Source organism: Bacillus sp. AFS053548 (assembly GCF_002575105.1).
Taxonomy (GTDB): domain Bacteria; phylum Bacillota; class Bacilli; order Bacillales; family Bacillaceae_G; genus Gottfriedia.
Genome location: NZ_NUHI01000024.1, coordinates 34,205 through 53,943, shown reverse-complemented (window position 1 = coordinate 53,943; position 19,739 = coordinate 34,205). Strand labels below are relative to the sequence as shown.

The following is a 19,739-nucleotide window of genomic DNA, read 5'->3' as shown; positions in this document are numbered from 1 at the left end:
AAGATATGAATCATTACTTTATTCAAAAACGTAATAAAATTTATTCAGGCATTTTCTTTATTTTAGGTTTCAACATAATAGAGGAAACCTTTTTAGTAGGACTTAAAAAAGAAAATGATATTTTGCAAATGGGATCCTTCTCAAATGGACTTAGCGAGGAAGAGAAGGGTATATTGATTAAAGCAATCGAATCAAATAAAAAAAGCAAAAAAGGTAATATAAAATTTGTCGAGCCTGGAATCTGTATTGAACTTGAGTTTCAAAGTATAGAAAACAACCAATTAACAAATGCAAAATTTATATCCTTTCAATTAAAGCATGCATGGAATGAATGTACTTTGGATGGTTTACTATTAGGTAATCTTAATTTGGAGGAAGAATTAACGCTTACCAGTCCTGAAAAAATAATATGGAAGGATCCATTTATAAATAAGGAGAGCTTTGTTTCGTATTTAGCTCAAATATCCACTTATATGCTTCCGTTTCTAAAAAATCGTTTATTAACAACGATTCGTTTTCCTAATGGAATAGACGGTGAATCTTTTTTTCAAAAAAACCGTCCTGATTATGCTCCGAGTTTTATTAAAACCGAAGCACATGAAGGGAATAATTTTATTATCTGTAATGATGTATCAACATTGCTTTGGTTAGGAAATCAATTAGCAATCGAATACCATATACCTTTTCAAACATATAAAGCCAATAACCCGGTTGAAATCGTATTCGATTTAGATCCACCTAATACAGATGCATTTCCTTTAGCAATAAAAGCCGCATTGGAAATGAAATTAATCTTTGATTCTTTTCAAATAAAAAGCTACCCAAAGGTATCTGGAAGTAAAGGAATTCAAATTCATATTCCGATTAAAGAAAATTCTCTTACCTATGATGCAACAAGAGTATTTACATCTTTTATTGCACATTATTTAATTGAAAAATTTCCAGATGATTTTACGATTGAAAGATTTAAAAAAAATCGAGGGAATCGTCTTTATATTGATTATGTACAGCATGCAAAAGGAAAAACCATTATTTCCCCATACTCAACAAGGGGAAAAGAAAAACCAACTGTTGCAACGCCTCTATTTTGGGATGAGGTAAATGATGAATTAAAAATCGAAACTTTTACAATCCCGTTTGTACTAAAGCGGTTAGAAAATAGTTCTTGTCCAATGAATGATTATTTTGATCAAGAAAACAATTCTTTAATTGGCTTAATTTCAAAAATAAAAGAAAACGATTCAAAGTAAAAACTCCCTAATTATAAATTGAATAGGGAGTTTTTTTATTTCTATATTTCAATGATTATTGGTAAAATCATTGGTTTTCTCTTTGTTTTCGTAAATAAAAATTGTCCAAGTGACCTTTTAATATTTTGCTTCATAACTCCCCATTGGAGTTTGTTTTCATCAAGTAATTCGTTTACAGATGATGTGACGATTTGATTTACTTCCTTCAGTAAATGTTCAGAATCACGGGCATAGACAAATCCTCTTGAAATGGTATCAGGACCAGAGATAATCTTTCTTTCCAATTTACTAATGGTAATGACGATTACTAGCATTCCATCTTCTGCGAGTTGTTTACGATCTCTTAATACAATGTTTCCGACATCACCAATTCCCATTCCATCTACGTAAATATTTCCTGCTGGAATTCTACGGCTTTGTATTGCTTCTGATTGAAGAATATCGACAACATCACCGTTTTTAATAATAAAAATATTATTTCGTTTGACACCAACAGATTCAGCAAGTGAGCGGTGATGGTGAAGCATTCTGTACTCACCATGAATCGGAATAAAATATTTTGGCTTCATTAATGTAAGCATGAGTTTAAGCTCTTCTTGATAAGCATGACCAGAAACATGCATTCCGGTCGAGCTTCCTGAACCATAAATGACATTTGCTCCGAGATTGTAAAAATTATCGATAATTCGAGAAACGCCGCGCTCATTACCAGGAATTGGTGAAGCAGCTAAAATCACAGTATCACCAGGATAAATGTCAACGCCTCTAAAGCTTGAGCTAGCTAGTCGAGCAAGTGCTGCAAGGGGTTCACCTTGACTACCTGTACATAAAATTGTAATTGCTTCTGGTGCCAAATTATTAATTTCATCTTTATCAATCAACATACCTTCAGGGATTGATAAGTATCCTTGCTCCATCGCAACTTGAACAACATTCACCATGCTTCTACCTAGTAGAGCTAACTTCCGATTTGTGATAATTGATGCATCAACTATTTGTTGCACGCGATGTACATTAGAAGCAAATGTGGAAATAATGACTCTTTGTTTTGCCTTCATAAAAGCATCTACTATATGCTCTCCAACAATCCGTTCCGATGGTGTTGAACCTGGCCGTTCAGCGTTCGTACTCTCAGATAATAGTAATAAAACACCTTTACTACCTATCTCAGCCATTTTATGAATATCTGGATACTGATTATTAACAGGAGTTAAATCAAATTTAAAATCCCCTGTATGCACAACAGTGCCTTCAGGTGTTTCAAATACGATTCCTAAACAATCAGGTATACTATGATTTGTCTTGAAAAATGAAATCGAAAAATGTTCAAATTTAATCACCGAATCAGAATCTATTAAAATTAGTTCAGTTTCTCCTAATAGTCCATGCTCTTTTAATTTAAGCTCAATTAATCCAAGCGTTAATCTCGTTGCATAGACTGGAATATTCAATTGTTTCAAAAGATACGGGATTCCACCAATATGGTCCTCATGACCGTGCGTAACAAATAGACCTTTAATCTTTTCTTGATTTTCTTTTAGATAAGTAATATCTGGAATGATCAAGTCAACGCCTAATAAACTCTCGTCCGGAAACTTCGAACCACAGTCTATTAGAATAATTTCTTTTAAGTATTGAATAGCATACATATTTTTTCCAATTTCATTAATTCCACCTAAGGCAAAGACTGATAGCATACTTTTTGTTGGACTCAAAATCCTATTCCTCCTAGTACATTGAAAAGTATAAACATTTTCCTTGAAGAAATTGCCATATATTTCTTAGTATGTACCGAAGAGTTAAAATCATTCAACTACGGTTTGGATACAAAAATGAGCCGGTTATAGACCGCGCTCATTTTTGTATTACTCCTCGAAATAATTTTTAAATGGTTTTTTAGGTGTATGCGTTTCGTTTCGATAGTAAGGATTATCTTCAGTAGAATCTTTTGGATCTAAATTCGTTTTAATCACCAATGTTGGTCCTGTTGTACCATGCTCGGCAATAATCCGATCATATAATTCATTAAAATCAGGAAGTTTTTTACTCCCTGGTTGTAATGGTTCAGACATAAAACCACCTCCTGACAATAGGATGGTTTCTTCAAGGGAAATTATGTATTTAGGATAGAATTGAATTTAATTAAAAAGTGATAGGAATTAAAATATTTCGTAGGAAGTGTACTTGCTTTTGGCAATGTACATACTGATTAACATAATGTTTAAAGAGATAGTTCAACTAAAAAGGTGGAATTATGAATGACAGTAATCAAGAAATTAGCAAGTTCTTTAAACCGTAAAGATGAAGAGCCTAACATCGAATTAGCGATTGAAGTTGCGGATCAAAATGATGAAAGTGCCGTGAAAGAACTGATCGAAAATCTTACTAACAAAAATAAAAACATCCAGAATGATTGCATAAAAGTTTTATATGAAATCGGTGATCGCAGCCCATCTTTAATATCCGATTATACTAATGAATTTTTATCACTTTTAGAAAGTAGAAATAATAGACTTCAATGGGGAGCAATGACTGCTTTAAACAGTATTACTAGTGACGTTTCTGAAATAATATTTTCAAATATCAAAAAAATCATTGTTGCAGGTGACAATGGTTCAGTTATTACAAAAGATCAAGTTGTAAATATCCTTATAAAATTATGTTCCATTAAGACATATGCTGAAGAGTCATTTAATTTGCTTATTAATCAATTAGTTAAAAGCCCAACAAACCAACTCCCGATGTATGCGGAAAGAACGATGTCTATTATTAATGAAGAAAATAAAAATTTATTTATTGAAACATTAACTTCTAGGTTGGATGAAATTGAAAAAGAGTCTAAAAGAAAACGAGTTGAAAAGGTTATTAGAAAGATTAGTTAACAAAACAAAAAAACGATATTGCCACAAATGATTAATATTTGTGTTGAAGTTGAACCGATCAAAAAAACGTTTGTTTTTTTAAAAAATTAAAATTAAAAGCCAGTGACAATTATGATGTAAAGTTCATTTGTTATAAAAAAGGATAGGATTGCAGATATTCATTCTGCTTTCTTGTCCTTTTTTGTTGGAAATGTTCGAATTATAAAAAAAATGTTATTTGATGAAATTTATGAAATCTAAAATTATGTCAAATCTCAATATAATGAGACTATCAAGAGAGAGAGGAAGATGGGGGAAAGATGAAAAAAATCAAAAAAAATGTTACAACAGTGGCACTTACAACAGGTCTTGTAGCTAGCGTATTTAATCCGATGTCTATTACACACAATGTTCATGCACAACCAGTTTCAAAAGTGGAGCAAGTTTTATCAGCTCTTACACCAGCTCAACGTGAGGCAATTAAACAATTAAAAGTTAGTGACAAAGAAGGACTTCAAGTAGCTCCTGATTTAGATTTAACAAGTGATGCACAAACATCAGTTATTGTTGAATTTAAGGACAAGCCTGCACAAACAGCGGTAATGGTAGCTGAGACAGCAGGTTCAAATCTTTCTGAATCAGATGCACAAGCAAAAGTAGACGCTTCACACGAAACGTTTGATCAAGATTTAAAAACGATTTTTAGTAAAGAGTTAAAAGAAAAGAAAAACCCATTTAAAATTAAACGTTCTTACAAAAAAGCATTTAATGGGGTTTCAATGACACTCCCTGCTAATAAAGTAAAATCTTTACTTAAATCGAATGCTGTTCAAGCAGTATGGAGTGATTTACAAGTTCAGTTGGATGATCCAACTACTAAAGTACAAGAATCTGGGCAACAAGGTCCAACTCATAATATGGTAACATTCCCTGGAGTTGAAAAACTTCATCAAGAAGGTTATACAGGAAAAGGTGTAAAAATTGGTATTCTTGATACGGGAATCGATTACAATCACCCGGATTTAAAAGGTGCATTTAAAGGTGGATACGATTTCGTTGATAATGATAATGATCCAATGGAAACAACATATGCTGATTGGAAGAACTCTGGAATGCCTGAAACTGCTAACGGTGAAGCTTTCTATACTGAGCATGGAACACATGTAGCCGGAATTATTGCGGGACAAGGTAAAAATAATGCGGACTATGCGGTTACGGGTGTTGCACCAGATGCTGACATTTATGCTTATCGTGTTTTAGGTCGATATGGATCTGGGCAAACTTCAGCAATTTTAGCCGGAATTGACAAAGCAGTCTCAGACGGAATGGATATTATTAGTATGTCACTTGGAGCAAACTACAATGATCCATTATATCCTACGGCAATTGCAGTTAATAATGCCGTACTTTCAGGGGTAACAGCCGTCGTTGCAGCAGGAAATTCTGGAAATAAAATGTATACACTAGGGTCGCCAGGAAATGCTCCTTTGGCAATTACAGTAGGAGCGAGTGATACGTCTGTTACGATTCCAAAATATACAGCAACAGCACATCTAGCAACAGGTGATTCACCTTCTGATCTAAAGTTAGCAGGACAAGGAAATTCCGATAATATAGCTGATTTCCAAGGACAAACATTGCAAATGGTCAACGTAGGATCTGGTGCAGAAACTGCTTATTCAAAACGAATTTCAAACGATGTATACGAACCAATAGATGTAAAAGGTAAAATTGTACTTGCGCAACGTGGTAACCTAGCCATCGCAGATATCGTCCGTACAGCTAAATCTCATGGAGCAAAAGCTGTCGTTTTATTAAATACACCTGGAGATACTTTACAAGATGTATTTTTAGGTAACACATATGGTTATATTCCAACATTCTTATTAAGCAACAAACAAGGTAATGCTATTTACACTCAATTACCTCTAAGTGGAGCAAATCAAGGAAAATCTATTGACTTTACATTTGGTAATATGAGCCAAACCGTAACAACAGGTAATAAATTAGCGGATTTTAGTTCCCGTGGTCCTTCACGTGTATTATATGATATTAAACCAGAAGTAACTTCGCCAGGTGTTTCCGTATTCTCAACTGTACCTGCATATATGCATAAGGACGATAATGGGAATGCATTAACAGATTATCAAAATGCTTATGAGCGCTTATCTGGTACGTCGATGGCTACACCTAACGTTTCTGGAGTTGCAGCATTGTTAAAACAAGCTCACCCAGATATGACGCCAGCAGATATTAAGGCATCACTTATGAATACAGCTGATCCTTTAAATGATAAATATAGTGTATATGAAGTTGGTGCAGGCCTTGTTAATCCATACAAAGCTGTTCATGCACAAATGGAGATTCAAGTAAAAGACAAGACTAAAACGTTAGGTAGTAACGCTAATAATTCAGATAGTACAATTACGCTTGCAAGTAAAGGTATTAAAACAATTAAAAATATTACTGGAGCATTAAGTTTTGGTGAACAGTCTGCTGACGGAAAGGATTTAGCAGATCAACGTTCAATGACTTTATTTAATAAAAGTTCTGAAGATAAAACGTTTGATGTAAAAGTCCAATTCCAAACATTGGATGGAAGATTTACAAATGACTCTAGAGCAGACCAAGATGCTGCAGCTAACGGCGTTACATTAGACGTTAAATCAACGGTTAAAGTGAAACGATACAGCAGTGCGAATATGGATGCTACAATTAATGTTCCTAAAACTGCTAAACTTGGAACATATGAAGGCTATGTAGTATACACGAATCAAAAGAATTCTGATGAAACATATAAAATTCCATTTGCTATTCATACAGTAAAAGAAGGCATTGATTATGTTAAAGGAGCTCCAGAAGCATTTACCCTACCATATGAAGCAGGTAGTAATGCGACAAGATGGTCAATTGGAGTAAACTTTAAGCTAAACTCTCATATGCGTAACTTTGATTTCTTCCTAGTAGATCCAAAAACAAACGAAGAGATCGGTTACCTTGGTTCAGCTGATGGAATGGGTGCGGATGAAAATATTGACTATTATTTCCAAGGTGTATTGAATAATGGCCAGTATTATCCATTAACTGGAAATCCGGATAATCCAATTACATTTGATTATAAGGAAGTCGACCCAGGATTATGGAAAATTAGATTAGTAGGTACAAATGATAATGGTGAAACCTTCACTAGTGATGCACCTGTTTATTATGGAGAGAAAGAGCCAACGGTTACGATGAACTATGAAGCTGGCCAAATCGTTGAAACAGCTAATCCAACTGATAAATCTGTTTCAGTATCAGGTGCGGCATTTGATAAAGACATAGCTGAAATGCAAGCTGCAGGAATTACTGCTTCACAAGGCGAAAATAAAATGTACTATTATAATCCAAATAATTCAAGTGAAATTAACATTCCTGTAGACCAAAATGGGAACTTTAATTCCACAATTCCATTGGCTACAGCCGGTCCAAACACATTGCCAATTACACATTATGATTTCTATGACAGAAATAAATCAACTGTTGAAAATTATGGAAGTTTTAGAGACGTTTATTTTGTGAAAAAAGGCACTGCTTATTCTACAGCAGTTTCTGATAAACAGAGAATCAACATGGGAGATACAACAACAGTAACGTTCTCATCAAAAAATGTAGGAACTAAAGTGAAAAAAGCTGAATACTCATTCTTATATCCAGTCCAGTTCTTAGATACTGTGAGTGTTAAGCCGCATGGAACATATAGTGGAAAACTAGATGTTCAATATACAACTACTTCTTTTAACAGTACTTACAATAAAATGACGATCACAGCAACAGCACTTGGTGACCTTGCGACTACAGGAATTACTGGAGATACTTCTTTAGTAGACTTGACGTTTAAAGCAAAAGACCAATACTACAAAGGTCCAATGACATTTGAAGATCCAACTGGGTCATCTACTTTCTTTAGTGCTATTTATACGAATGTGGATGATAGTAAGGTAACAACGCAGGGTATCCAACCTTATTTCTATATTACTCCTACTTATTCCCTAATGAGGAGTTCAGTTCAGCCAGAAGGATTAGTTACAGGAATTGGTACTGCAGGAGTAATTGTTGCGAAAAAGATTGACTTTAACAAAGCCGGAACAAAAATTAGTGTAAAAGATTCCAATGGAAAAGAATACGGAGTATCTGATCCTCTAGGATATAGCTCAAGTGCTCCAAATGGCTTTACGACTAGATTACCGATCACAGATAAGCCATTTTCATTATCAATTGACGTTCCAGGACATTTCACATTCAAGAAAGATTTTACAGTTGGCTTAAAAGAAGACGGTAAGGTAACAGCGGGATCTAAACCAGTTGATTATGATTATATCCCTGGTGGAGATGTAGATAAAAATAATGTAATCGACGTGAAAGATGCTCTATACATCCAAACATATTGGGGCACAAATAAGCGTGTCGCAGATATCAACTATGATGGTGTAGTTGATGAGCAAGATATGCAGTATGTAATTAATAATTACTTTATGCAAAATCCATGGAATGACAATGCACCAAAGGCAGTCAAGAAATTTAAAGGTGAAACTTTAGATGATGTTTTAAAGGATCTTGGATTAGAGTAATAGAATATAAGTTTTTTATCCTTAGTCGGTGACGATCTAGTATCGTTACCGATTTTTTTATTCCCTGTGGAAGGGAATAGGTTTAAATCAATTAAGTGTGTAGCTTTTTTTATGAAGAAACTTAGTTTAAATAATTAGGCACATAATCTGATTTTATTTCATAATACTACGATAAAGGTTTCTTTAGCAGGTTGGTGGTTAAAATGGGAAGCGAATCTAAAGCGATAGTAGGTTCTGTGATCGTATCAATTGGAACAATAGTAGCTGCAGTCGGTTCTACTCCGTCCAACTATTTAAATAGTAGTGTTCGAGATGATTTAACACTGATCGGTAACGTTTTACAGGCTGAAGGAAATGCGATTGATGCTGAGGCAAAGGGTTCTGTTCTTAGAGCAGTCGGAAAAGAAATAACAGCAAGTGGAAATTTGACCGTTATAACTGGCCTAGTTTTTGACATCGGGAAAGAAGCCTCCTATAAATTATTCATTGCTGGTAACTTGTTACAAGCGTTAGGGTTAGGAGTTAACACTGGAGAAACAATTGATACCACTCCATTCCCTGGTCAATCCGAAACCATTGTTGGAGGCATAACACAAATTATAGGAAACACTTTACAGGCAATTGGGTGGTCAGAGGCATTTTTTGAAATTAGAGAAGATGTGAATAAGCAAAAAGAGGTTGGCTATTACGAGGACTATATAAAAAAAAGTAATGAACCATCCGAATCAGAATCGTTGGTAGCAACAGGTAGCTGGATCCAAGCAATTGGCTCTGTTATTTCAGTGATTGGAGCAGTTAAAGAAGGTACTCAGGCTAATTAACTGGAAAAAGGACTTACGTTTTTAATTACTAGAAGCCCCCTATTTTCTAAGGATTCATCGTTTAAATTTAAAAATTATTAACCTCTAATGTGTACGTTAAATACAAACAGAAGCGGGGATAAATGGTTCACGCTTTTTTGTGTTGTTAGATTTTTTAATAATTATGTTAAAATGCATTAAAGTAGAAAACAAAGGATAAATTTAGAAGAGTTTTTATTTAAATTACATACATTAAATAAAAAAACTTTTTGACCCCGTATCTTTTTATACATCCTGAACGTTTATAGGGTAGAGAGTGGTTGAAAAAGGAGTGAACAGGAATGTTAAGTAAGCATAATCTGCACAGCATTGAAAAGGGAAATCAAGTTGAAAAGTCTGATGAATATTATTGGAAGGAGTACTATATAAAATTGCAACGCTATTGTCGTTTTCTTACCCAAAATGAATGGGATGGTGACGATGTTGCTCAAGAAGCATTTTTTAAAGCAGTAAAATACTATCATCATGAGAAGTTGAGCTCAGCTTTATTAAATAAAATAGCTTACAATCACTGGATCGATACTTTGCGAAAAAGAAAAGATGAAACAGTTAGTTCTGATATCGTAATTTCTCAATATGCAACAAATATTCCAATTGATAATAAAATCAATAGTGTAGAGCTCTTACTTCAACATTTCACTCCAAAACAAGCGGTTATCTTTTTTCTAAAAGAAGCATTTCAATATAAATTTAAGGAAATTGCAGACATCTTAGGAACAACAGAAATAGCCATTAAGTCTAGTCTTCATCGTGCAAAGAAGCGTTTGGAAAAAACTAACAAAGATGAGCAAACACTATCTATTGAATATTTTTGGAATGAGGAAGAGCGCGAGAAGCTTGATGAGCTTTTTCAGATGGCTTTAGAAGTTCAAGATCCTGCTATTCTTATTGAAGCTTTACCTTCTTTAGATAGTCTAGCTGATAGTCCTAAAATGGTTTTCTGTAATTTCCAGTCAACTCGAACTCAAACTCCTTCAAGCACTCTCTGCATGGCTGCATAGCCAATTAACGCTTTCAAGGAGGATTTTTAAATGACAACTGTTCCTTATGTAATTGAACAATCTAATCGTGGTGAACGTTCATATGATATTTATTCCCGTTTATTAAAAGATCGGATCATTATTATCGGTGATGAAATAAATGATCACGTAGCAAATAGTGTAGTTGCACAATTACTATTTTTAGCGGCAGATGCACCTGATAAAGAAATTTCACTCTATATTAATAGCCCTGGTGGATCTACTTCAGCGGGATTTGCTATTTATGACACAATGCAATATATCAAGCCTGATGTTAGAACGATATGTACAGGAATGGCAGCTTCCTTTGGTGCGATGCTTTTGCTGGCTGGAACAAAAGGGAAACGTTTTGCACTTCCGAACAGTGAAATCATGATCCATCAACCATTAGGAGGAGCTAAAGGCCAGGCAACAGAAATCGAAATATCTGCTCGCCGAATTTTAAAATTACGTGAACACATTAATCAAATAATTGCTGACCGAACAGGACAGTCTATTGAAAAGATTGCAAAGGATACAGATCGAGACTATTTCATGAGCGCAGAGGAAGCGAAGGAATACGGGATCATTGATGAGATTCTTTATCCGAATAATTAATTTAATAAATAGATAGTTTTTAAAGAAAAAGGTTAGCAGAGCTAGCCTTTTTTCACGTGCTTGAAGATGTGATTGCTAATAAGGAGAGTTATTTTAGTTTTTTATACTTTCTTTAAATATTGTAAAAAAATACTAATATATTTGATTGGAAAATTGATATTATCAAATAAAAGTGACATTAACTCTTTTCAAGTAATGAATAGGCTATTTATATGAATATCATTAATTAGTACATTAAACAAAGCTTAAATTAACTATGAAGTTTAGGAGAGAGGTAGAAAAAATGACTTCCAAACAGAAAAGTATAGCAAGTTTTATGCACCGATATATCACGGAAGAGAATACATACTTCTTTTTAAATGACTTTACTTCCATATTGGTAAGTGGGGAAGACACAAACGGAGCTTTTTGTGTTCTATATTGTAATGGGAAAAAAGATGGAGGACCTCCTCTACATATTCATGAATTAGAAGATGAAACGTTTTATGTATTGGAAGGGGAAATTACTTTTTTTGTTGGAGATCAAATTATTTTAGCAAAAGCCGGTGATTATGTTTTTGCTCCTAGAGGAATTACTCATACATTTAAAGTACGTTCGGAAGAAACTAAATTTATAGTTACTGCTTATCCATCAGGTTTTGACCAATTTGTAAAAGAATTATCTATACCATTTCATAAAGAATTCAAAAAGCCTGAAGGTCCTCCTTCAGCTGAGAAACTCCAGAAGTTGATTGAGGTGTCAAAAAAATATAAAATTACTTATCCAAATTTATAAATTTTATTCTGGGCTTTGTTTATAGCGCTTAGTAATCTTAATTACTCTTTAATTGGACGAAGATTTTAAACTAGAGGAGAAATTTATGAATCATTTAAATAAGTTAAACCCTATTGAAGCAGCAAATCAATTTCTAAATAAGTATTTTCCAAACTGTCAGGGAGCACTATTAGCAGGCAGTGTAATTCGTGGTGAAGCAATAGAAACTTCAGATCTTGATATCGTTATTTTCGATAAATACCTTAGTTCATCATATAGAGAATCATTTATCGAATTTGGCTGGGCTATTGAAGTTTTTGTACATAACTTATCTACTTATAAACAATTTTTTCAAAGTGATTATGAGAGAGCTAGACCTTCAATGCCTCGGATGGTTTCAGAGGGGATTACTTTAAAAGACGAAGGAATCATTAAAGATATAAAAAGAGAAGCAAAAGAGCTATTAGATAAAGGACCAGAAAAATGGTCAGACGAAACGATTAAAGTGAAGCGGTATTTTATTACGGATGCATTAACCGATTTTATCGGTTCTTCCAATAGGGAGGAAGATTTATTTATAGCGAATACATTAGCAGAACTAGTAAGTGAATTTGTTTTAAGAACAAAATGTAAATGGATTGGTTCATCTAAGTGGATCATCCGTTCATTAAGAAACTATAATGAAGATTTCGCACTCCGTTTTGTAGAAGCTTTTGATTTATTTTATACGACAGGTGATAAAAAGCAAATTATAGAATTAGTTAATAATATTTTACAACCATTTGGTGGTCAGCTCTTTGAAGGTTTTTCATTAGGTAAATAGTATAGGGAAAGATTAACAGGAAATATGTGAATAAATAAAAGGCTCTAGTGAAAACTGGAGCCTTTTTGTATTTCAAATTAACGACTGATAAAAGGGAAATACAAGTTTGTTAAGTGTAATTCAAGTCTTTCTTACTTTTTAGTTTTCCTTGAATTAAGAGAATGAGTAATAAACTAACTGGAATAACAATTTGAAGTGGAATGTGAAGCAAATAAGGTACTAAATGGATCCCCTCTAAATGATGCTCAAGAAAACTAGAAGCTACCCATAATGAAGAAACAACTGTAATCATACCAATAGGATAGACTAACTGATCGCTTTTTTTTACATTAAACAAATCCGCAGCTCCAGATACCGCACAATAAAAGTAGATTGTAATTTTTACAAAGGCATTGCATACTGCAATTATAACAATGAAAGTATCCAATCTTTGGATGAAATCGGCAATATTAATATAACTAACAGCTGTTAGAAGTGGATAGGTTGTTCTTTCAATAACGGAAGGTCCTAATATTGCAGTATTTAAAACTGCAAATAAGGTTAATATAAGACCCGAAAATAATAAAGCGGGTATTCCTACCTTTATTGCTAAATCTTGTTTAGTTAAATGTGGCATAATCATTGTAAATGTAAGGATTTCACCAAAAGGAATAGTTAAAGAAATTGGGAAAGCCGCTTTTAATACTGGTGTCCATCCGTTTTCTAAAACGGGTCTTAAATTATCAATCTTTATTAATTTTGAAATGATTTCAAATCCTATAAAGATAAAAACAAGAAACATGATCATGATAAATATAAATTCAGTTGATCGAGCAAATGTTTCTAGTCCTTTAGAAATTGCATACATGATTAATAACATCATGATTAATCCAATTGAAATTAGAGAAGAAGCATTATATAGAGTGATTGTTAATAAATCCTCAAAATCACGTAAAGCACGTGCAGCAATATAAAGAAAATATAAGATATATATTAATGCAAGTATTTTCCCTACATATTTTCCTAAAATAATTTGAATATATTTTGTTAAGGGAAGTTCAGGAAATATTGAATATAACTTAATATACACACCAAAGATAATACAAGCTGAAATGAGTCCGATCAATAAACTAATCCATCCATCTTGTTTAGCTCTAGCAAATATTTCAACTGGTGGAGAAGCACCGACCCCAAACATGAAAATCATAGAAAAGAATTGAAAACCACTAATATTTAATTTACGATTCATTTGAATTCCTTCTTTTGACTTCTAATTTTTCTTCTAGATGATTATTTTTTCCATAAAGTTCTATTTTATTTAAGAGTTAATTAAGTTATTTTTTTTGACTAAAAAACTAGCTAGAAGTTTATCAAAATTTAGTATAATGATTGCAATCATAAAAAAGGAATGAGGTGGTCATTTCGTGGATATTAAGGTTGATGATTTAACTGGAACTGAAGTTGCTAAGCTTATTAGTGAGCACCTTCAAGGTATGACACAGCATTCTCCACTTGAAAGCATACATGCTTTAAATCTTGAAGGTTTAAAGAAACCGGAAATTACGTTTTGGAGTGTATGGGAACAAAATGAATTAGTTGGATGTGGAGCTCTAAAAGAACTTGACTTATTACATGGGGAAGTAAAATCAATGAGAACTTCTTCAGCTCATTTAAGAAAAGGAGTGGCAAGGCGCATGCTCCAACATATCATCGAAGAGGCGAAAAGTAGAGGCTACAATAGAATAAGTTTGGAAACTGGTTCTATGGAAGCATTTGATCCAGCAAAAAAATTGTATGAACGCTTTGGTTTTAAGTATTGTAAGCCTTTTGCTGATTATAAAGATGACCCTAATAGTGTTTTTATGACACTAGAATTGTAATATTTTTTAAGTAAAGTTGCTGTTATAGCAACTTTATTTAGTTTAATACCCCCAACTAGTCACCCCCTAAATTAAAAGAATAAAAAAATTTTAAAATAAAATTAGTACCTAGTGTTAATATCTGGTGATATAATATTGAAAAGATATTAAAAAATATGACTGAGGTGACCATAATGCATAATTCAAAAGCACGTATCACTGCAATAGGTTCATATGTACCAGAAAAAGTATTAACAAATAAGGATTTAGAAAAAATAGTTGAAACAAATGATGAATGGATTGTAAAGCGAACTGGCATAAAAGAGAGAAGAATTGCAAATGGAAATGAATATACAAGCGACTTAAGCTTTAGGGCAATAAAAGACTTGATGGAAAAATACAATAAGTCTGTTGAAGATGTTGATATGATTATCGTTTGTACGTTAACACCAGACTTCAAAACGCCAAGTGTTGCTTCAATTATCCAAGCAAAGCTTGGAATTAAAAATGCTGGGGCAATTGATTTAAATGCTGCTTGCGCAGGTTTTACTTACGGTTTGTATATGGCAAATGGATTAATTACATCAGGATTAAATCGAAAAATTTTAGTAGTTGGGGCAGAAACTTTATCTAAAATAACCGATTACGATGATCGCACTACTTGCATTTTATTTGGTGATGGCGCTGGTGCAGCTTTAGTAGAGTACGATGAAGAACAACCTAGCTTCATTTCCTCATACTTAGGATCAGAAGGTGAAAAAGGGAAACATTTATATTGTTCAAATTTATCAAATCAAATGTTTGGTGAAGAGATAATTAATAACAATAATATCATTCAAAATGGACGCGAGGTATACAAGTGGGCAGTTACGACAGTACCAAAAGGAATGCAAGCTGTACTAAACAATGGATCCACTTTATTAAATGAAGTCGATTGGTTTGTTCCACATAGTGCAAATTTAAGAATGATTGAATCAATCTGCGAAAGAAGTGAATTTCCAATCGATAAAACATTAAATAGCTTAGTAGATTGCGGAAATACATCATCAGCCACTATCCCATTATCTTTAGTTAAGGGAGTAGAGGAAGGAAAACTTAAATATGGGGATAAGGTTTTACTGTATGGATTTGGTGGTGGATTAACTCATGCAGGATTACTTATTAATTGGACTTTGTAAAAAAGCAATAGGTTCCTCATGTGGGGTTCATGAGTAAGTAAAACAGCGAGAAGAAGAAAATAGGTTCCTCATGAGGTGTTCATGAGGAAGTAAAACAGCAAAAAAAATGAAAATAAGTTCCTCATAACAGGCTCCAGTAACAACCGACTATAATTGAGAGACAAATTTTCCAGCAATCTGAAGAAGTCTAATAGGTTACCTTATTAGACTTCTTGCTTGTTTTTTGTTTGGTCCAGTTCCTCGATAATAAATTTTGGAAGGAAGAGTAATGTATGAATGTATCTGTCTTAGGCTGCGGTAGATGGGGAACTTTTTTAGCCTGGTACGCTAATCGAGTTAGCCACAATGTAATTCTATGGGGAAGAGAAAGCTCTAGAAATTTTAATGGTTTAAATCAGTCAAGGAAAAATGACTACTTAATCCTACCAGATGGAATTGAGTTAACGAGCTCTTTAGAAGGTGCATTATCATTTGCAGAAGTCATTATTATATCAATTAGTGCCCAAGAGCTAAGGACATTTGCAAACCGCTTAAGTCAATATAATGAAATACAAGGTAAAACTTTTATCCTCTGTATGAAAGGCATAGAATCTACTACTGGAAAAAGGCTCACACAAGTCTTTCGTGAAGAAGTTGGTAAAAATAGTAATGTAGCGGTTTGGGTAGGACCTGGTCATGTGCAGGATTTTGTAAGAAATATACCAAATTGTATGGTTATAGGTTCGGAGAATATTGAAGTAACAAAACAGATTGCTAAAGCATTTAACAGCGAGTTAATCCGATTTTATTACGGCCAAGATTTAATTGGTAATGAAATTGGAGCTGCAACAAAAAATGTCATGGGAATAGCTGCAGGAATGCTAGATGGATTGAAATATAGTAGTTTAAAAGGATCATTGATGGCTAGAGGCACTAGGGAAATTTCTCGTTTAATAAGAGCAATGGGTGGAAATGATTTAACAATTTACGGTTTAAGTCATTTAGGAGACTATGAGGCAACACTCTTTTCAATGCATAGTCATAATCGAAAGTTTGGACAGGCATTTGCTGAAGGGAAATCATTCGATAAATTGGCGGAAGGGGTTTCTACAATTAAGGCTTTAAAGGAACTTTCTGATCAGTATGATGTTGAACTACCGATTTGTAACGCATTGTTTGAAATTATTTATGAACATAAAAATGCGAAAGACACTTTAGAGGAATTATTTTTACGACCAATAAAGTTCGAATTCTAAAAAAATGAAATTTTATTACGGTTATTTTAAGAAAAATAATAAATCCATTGTTTTTTTTACTGTTTTTACAAATTAAATCTATGATTTTCTTTAAAATACGAACATTGTTGTATTTTTTTATAAAAAAAGTTCATGTTTGGTATTGAAAATATATTTCGAATTTGATATATTAGCAGTGTAATCATTCATAAACATTACTCGTATATGCTCAGTAATATGGTCTGAGCGTTTCTACCTGGTTCCCAATGAAAGAACTAGACTACGGGTTAAAGTATACTTGGTTTCATTTTTTGTAACCAATAATGATGGTTAGCATTAAATTTTATTTATTGCTGATCTATACTTTAACTTTCGTAGGTCTAGAAGGTAGAGATTGTTCTACTTTATCTAGACCATTTTTTTTTGACTAAAACATCGAGTGAGATCATCATCAAGGGGGAAAAGACATTGTTAAAAAAATACGGTTTATTAGGAATCATTTCTGCACTATTAATCTCTGTATCTGTAGGTTATAACTTTAAATCGAACACTGCAGAAGCAAAAACTAAACATCTTAAACCAATTATTATTGAGGGACCAATGCCAATTGAGGCTGAAAAGTTTGCAAGTCAGTTAAAAAATGTAAAAATTGAAAAATCAGGTAGTTTCGTATTTTACAAAGGTACTTTAGATAATTATCCAGTTATTGTAGCAAAAACAGGTAAAGGCATGGAAAACACTGCTGCTGCTACAGCAATTGCAATCGAAAAATATAAACCAATCGCAATTATTAACCAAGGTACATCTGGTGGTCATGATGCAAATTTAAATGTTTTTGATATCGTATTAGGTAAAAATACAACTAATATTGGTTCTTTAAAAACAGAAACGAAAGACGAAAACCAAGGTATTGATGCAACTCAGTGGAAACCAATGGACTTAATGGCTTCAGAAGGTAGTGCAGGTGAAGATCCAAACGCTGAAAAACCTCGTTTTTACGAAGGTAACAAAGATTTATTAGCAGCTGCAAATGCAGTGAAAAACAAATACACTAAAGGTAAGGTTGTAGAAGGTACAATCGGATCTGCAGACGTTTGGAACAATGAAGTTGATCGCATTAAATGGTTCCATACTAAATACGGAACTTCTGTAGAAGAAATGGAAGGCGCTGCTGCAGCTCAAATCTCTCAAGCATATAATGTAGCTTTTTTAGGAATTCGCGTATTATCAAACAATAAAACAAATGGCGGTAAATATGATCCAACTACAGCTGATGCTTGTCAGGGGTATGTAATGGAAGTAGTTAAGAAATATATTTCTACAAATCCAAGTAAATAATTATTTAGAAGAAGAGATATTTTAAAATATCTCTTTTTCTTTTTTTAGGTACTTTTCATAGATTTTATTATACTAACATGCTACTTTTTCTCTTCTTTTTTACCCAATTATTTTAACCACCATAATTCAACTGGATTTAATTCATATTGATTATTCTCACGATACATATATTGGCACATAATGAGCTCTCGTCTCAGTGTGGCGTAATCTTCATGAAATTCCTTTAAATATTCATTGATCTCTTTCTCTTGATAAACTCTACCAAATTCTAGACCTTTAATCATATGCGCTAAAACGACAAGCTTTTTCTTTCGCTGAGCAGGATAAATTTTAAGTTTGCCTTCCTGGGTAAAGAAATTATTGATAATGCTTGAACGTTCACTTTCAGTAACTGTCATTTCCATATTGGAATCTCCTCCTGTTCCTACTGTAAAAATTGCTTTCGCATTCATTTCTAAAATTTTTGTGTTTAGAGAGAAGTAGATTGTATTTTTATCTCGGCGCTCTTTAATCAGACCAACCTCTCTAAGCTTCGACATATGATGGGTAATTGTTGGAGGTTTAAGACTTAATTTACTGGCAATTTCTTGCCCACTTAAATGACCTTGCTGAAGTAAAGCAATAATGCGTACACGAGTAAGATCACCCAAAGCTTTATGGAAATCAACAATTTTACTTAATTGCACTTAATATACACCTACTTTTATATTTATCTAATTAGATGATAGTCTAATTACAGTTGTTTTTCAATAAGTAGCTGTAACCGAACCTAAATTTAGTTATTTTTTACTAAAAATTTATATTTAATGAAATAGATAGGATAACGATAAGCTTGTAACGAATGTTGAACAAGGCACTAGTGAAAAAGTATTTTAGAAGGGGGTGTACTAGGTGATAAGTATTGATAAAAAGAATGCTGCAATTAGATGGTTTAAAGAATACTTTACAACTGGAAATCTGGAAGTATTAGATGAACTTACAACTGAAGATTTTGTCTATCACTCTAGAAATGGGGAGAATTCAAAAGAAAAGATGAAGGAGTTTATGACCTGGTATCGTTCTGTATTTCATGATGACGAATGGATTGTGGATGACTTAATAGAACAAAACCATAAATTAGTTGTACGGTATACAGGGTGGATGACATATAAAGGTGGATGGTTCAATTTACCTTCAGAAAATCAACGTGTGAAAGAATCAGGAATCTTAATATTTTACTTCGAAGGCTCTAAGGTAAAAGAAATGTGGTGTGAAAATAGTGACGCAGCTATTTTATTTGAACTGGGAGCCTTACAAAGTAATACTCATACAGTTTTTTAAATCAAGTCAAATTGGTTTGTTTTAGGCATTCCAATATTTCTCATTTATATAGGTAAAAAGTATTAGGGTTGCATATT

Annotated in this window: 17 protein-coding genes and 1 riboswitch; of the genes, 13 read left to right on the top strand and 4 right to left on the bottom strand. The window is 33.2% G+C overall.

Annotated features, from left to right (window positions below):
- Positions 1-5: 5 nt before the first annotated feature.
- Positions 6-1,250, top strand: a complete 1,245-nt coding sequence (ligD, locus tag CN946_RS12570) for a non-homologous end-joining DNA ligase (RefSeq protein WP_098861419.1) — start codon at positions 6-8, stop codon at positions 1,248-1,250.
- A 41-nt stretch (positions 1,251-1,291) separates the two neighbouring features.
- Here ligD and CN946_RS12565 read toward each other — a convergent pair whose 3' ends face one another.
- Both CN946_RS12565 and CN946_RS12560 read right to left on the bottom strand, forming a co-directional pair.
- A complete protein-coding gene (locus tag CN946_RS12565) occupies positions 1,292-2,947 on the bottom strand; it encodes a ribonuclease J (RefSeq protein ID WP_098861460.1) in 1,656 nt (551 codons plus the stop codon).
- 168 nt (positions 2,948-3,115) lie between these two features.
- The gene (locus CN946_RS12560) at positions 3,116-3,322 is read right to left on the bottom strand and encodes a hypothetical protein (protein WP_098861418.1); all 207 of its coding nucleotides are present in this window, start codon (positions 3,320-3,322) and stop codon (positions 3,116-3,118) included.
- A 186-nt stretch (positions 3,323-3,508) separates the two neighbouring features.
- Between CN946_RS12560 and CN946_RS12555 the strand changes: the two genes are divergently transcribed.
- The 7 genes from CN946_RS12555 to CN946_RS12525 all read left to right on the top strand — a co-directional run bounded on the left by CN946_RS12555 (position 3,509) and on the right by CN946_RS12525 (position 12,774).
- Entirely contained in the window at positions 3,509-4,132 is a 624-nt protein-coding gene (locus CN946_RS12555) for a HEAT repeat domain-containing protein (protein ID WP_098861417.1), read from the top strand.
- Between the two features lie 299 nt (positions 4,133-4,431).
- Positions 4,432-8,721 carry a S8 family serine peptidase gene (locus tag CN946_RS12550; RefSeq protein ID WP_098861416.1) on the top strand — a complete coding sequence of 1,430 codons (4,290 nt, stop codon included), beginning with the start codon at positions 4,432-4,434 and terminating at the stop codon, positions 8,719-8,721.
- Positions 8,722-8,924: 203 nt separating this feature from the next.
- Complete coding sequence (locus CN946_RS12545; RefSeq protein ID WP_098861415.1) at positions 8,925-9,542, top strand: DUF6944 family repetitive protein; 618 nt, start codon at positions 8,925-8,927, stop codon at positions 9,540-9,542.
- Between the two features lie 320 nt (positions 9,543-9,862).
- Positions 9,863-10,582, top strand: a complete 720-nt coding sequence (locus CN946_RS12540; protein WP_098861414.1) for a sigma-70 family RNA polymerase sigma factor — start codon at positions 9,863-9,865, stop codon at positions 10,580-10,582.
- 30 nt (positions 10,583-10,612) lie between these two features.
- Positions 10,613-11,197 carry an ATP-dependent Clp endopeptidase proteolytic subunit ClpP gene (gene clpP, locus CN946_RS12535; protein ID WP_098861413.1) on the top strand — a complete coding sequence of 195 codons (585 nt, stop codon included), beginning with the start codon at positions 10,613-10,615 and terminating at the stop codon, positions 11,195-11,197.
- 283 nt (positions 11,198-11,480) lie between these two features.
- Complete coding sequence (locus CN946_RS12530; protein ID WP_098861412.1) at positions 11,481-11,972, top strand: quercetin 2,3-dioxygenase; 492 nt, start codon at positions 11,481-11,483, stop codon at positions 11,970-11,972.
- An 85-nt stretch (positions 11,973-12,057) separates the two neighbouring features.
- Positions 12,058-12,774, top strand: a complete 717-nt coding sequence (locus tag CN946_RS12525; protein WP_098861411.1) for a nucleotidyltransferase domain-containing protein — start codon at positions 12,058-12,060, stop codon at positions 12,772-12,774.
- A gap of 109 nt (positions 12,775-12,883) precedes the next feature.
- On the opposite strand, the gene CN946_RS12520 is transcribed toward CN946_RS12525, so the two are convergent.
- Positions 12,884-14,002: a GerAB/ArcD/ProY family transporter gene (locus CN946_RS12520; RefSeq protein ID WP_098861410.1), complete on the bottom strand. Its 1,119-nt coding sequence runs from the start codon at positions 14,000-14,002 to the stop codon at positions 12,884-12,886.
- 175 nt (positions 14,003-14,177) lie between these two features.
- On the opposite strand from CN946_RS12520, the gene CN946_RS12515 reads away from it, so the two are divergent.
- From CN946_RS12515 to CN946_RS12500, 4 genes are all read left to right on the top strand, one after another.
- Positions 14,178-14,633, top strand: coding sequence for a GNAT family N-acetyltransferase (locus CN946_RS12515; protein ID WP_098861409.1), 456 nt, complete (start codon positions 14,178-14,180; stop codon positions 14,631-14,633).
- Positions 14,634-14,806: 173 nt separating this feature from the next.
- Positions 14,807-15,790 (top strand): ketoacyl-ACP synthase III, encoded by a 984-nt coding sequence (locus CN946_RS12510; RefSeq protein WP_176547311.1) that lies wholly within the window; start codon positions 14,807-14,809, stop codon positions 15,788-15,790.
- Positions 15,791-16,062: 272 nt separating this feature from the next.
- Positions 16,063-17,025 (top strand): NAD(P)H-dependent glycerol-3-phosphate dehydrogenase, encoded by a 963-nt coding sequence (locus CN946_RS12505; RefSeq protein WP_098861408.1) that lies wholly within the window; start codon positions 16,063-16,065, stop codon positions 17,023-17,025.
- A gap of 178 nt (positions 17,026-17,203) precedes the next feature.
- Positions 17,204-17,307, top strand: a riboswitch (purine riboswitch).
- A gap of 210 nt (positions 17,308-17,517) precedes the next feature.
- Positions 17,518-18,342 (top strand): 5'-methylthioadenosine/S-adenosylhomocysteine nucleosidase, encoded by an 825-nt coding sequence (locus tag CN946_RS12500; RefSeq protein WP_483295390.1) that lies wholly within the window; start codon positions 17,518-17,520, stop codon positions 18,340-18,342.
- Between the two features lie 107 nt (positions 18,343-18,449).
- On the opposite strand, the gene CN946_RS12495 is transcribed toward CN946_RS12500, so the two are convergent.
- A complete protein-coding gene (locus CN946_RS12495; RefSeq protein WP_098861407.1) occupies positions 18,450-19,028 on the bottom strand; it encodes a DUF2087 domain-containing protein in 579 nt (192 codons plus the stop codon).
- A gap of 205 nt (positions 19,029-19,233) precedes the next feature.
- Here CN946_RS12495 and CN946_RS12490 point away from each other — a divergent pair, with 205 nt between their 5' ends.
- Positions 19,234-19,662 carry an ester cyclase gene (locus tag CN946_RS12490; protein ID WP_098861406.1) on the top strand — a complete coding sequence of 143 codons (429 nt, stop codon included), beginning with the start codon at positions 19,234-19,236 and terminating at the stop codon, positions 19,660-19,662.
- The last annotated feature ends 77 nt before the right edge of the window (positions 19,663-19,739 follow it).

What these genes read in the sequence shown, in the direction of transcription:
- CN946_RS12565 (WP_098861460.1), bottom strand. Translation starts at nt 2,947, where the DNA reads ATGCTATCAGTCTTTGCCTTAGGTGGAATTAATGAAATTGGAAAAAAT.
- CN946_RS12550 (WP_098861416.1), top strand. Translation starts at nt 4,432, where the DNA reads ATGAAAAAAATCAAAAAAAATGTTACAACAGTGGCACTTACAACAGGT.
- CN946_RS12545 (WP_098861415.1), top strand. Translation starts at nt 8,925, where the DNA reads ATGGGAAGCGAATCTAAAGCGATAGTAGGTTCTGTGATCGTATCAATT.
- CN946_RS12530 (WP_098861412.1), top strand. Translation starts at nt 11,481, where the DNA reads ATGACTTCCAAACAGAAAAGTATAGCAAGTTTTATGCACCGATATATC.
- ligD (WP_098861419.1), top strand. Translation starts at nt 6, where the DNA reads ATGAATCATTACTTTATTCAAAAACGTAATAAAATTTATTCAGGCATT.
- CN946_RS12525 (WP_098861411.1), top strand. Translation starts at nt 12,058, where the DNA reads ATGAATCATTTAAATAAGTTAAACCCTATTGAAGCAGCAAATCAATTT.
- CN946_RS12505 (WP_098861408.1), top strand. Translation starts at nt 16,063, where the DNA reads ATGAATGTATCTGTCTTAGGCTGCGGTAGATGGGGAACTTTTTTAGCC.
- clpP (WP_098861413.1), top strand. Translation starts at nt 10,613, where the DNA reads ATGACAACTGTTCCTTATGTAATTGAACAATCTAATCGTGGTGAACGT.
- CN946_RS12560 (WP_098861418.1), bottom strand. Translation starts at nt 3,322, where the DNA reads ATGTCTGAACCATTACAACCAGGGAGTAAAAAACTTCCTGATTTTAAT.
- CN946_RS12540 (WP_098861414.1), top strand. Translation starts at nt 9,863, where the DNA reads ATGTTAAGTAAGCATAATCTGCACAGCATTGAAAAGGGAAATCAAGTT.
- CN946_RS12555 (WP_098861417.1), top strand. Translation starts at nt 3,509, where the DNA reads ATGACAGTAATCAAGAAATTAGCAAGTTCTTTAAACCGTAAAGATGAA.
- CN946_RS12520 (WP_098861410.1), bottom strand. Translation starts at nt 14,002, where the DNA reads ATGAATCGTAAATTAAATATTAGTGGTTTTCAATTCTTTTCTATGATT.
- CN946_RS12510 (WP_176547311.1), top strand. Translation starts at nt 14,807, where the DNA reads ATGCATAATTCAAAAGCACGTATCACTGCAATAGGTTCATATGTACCA.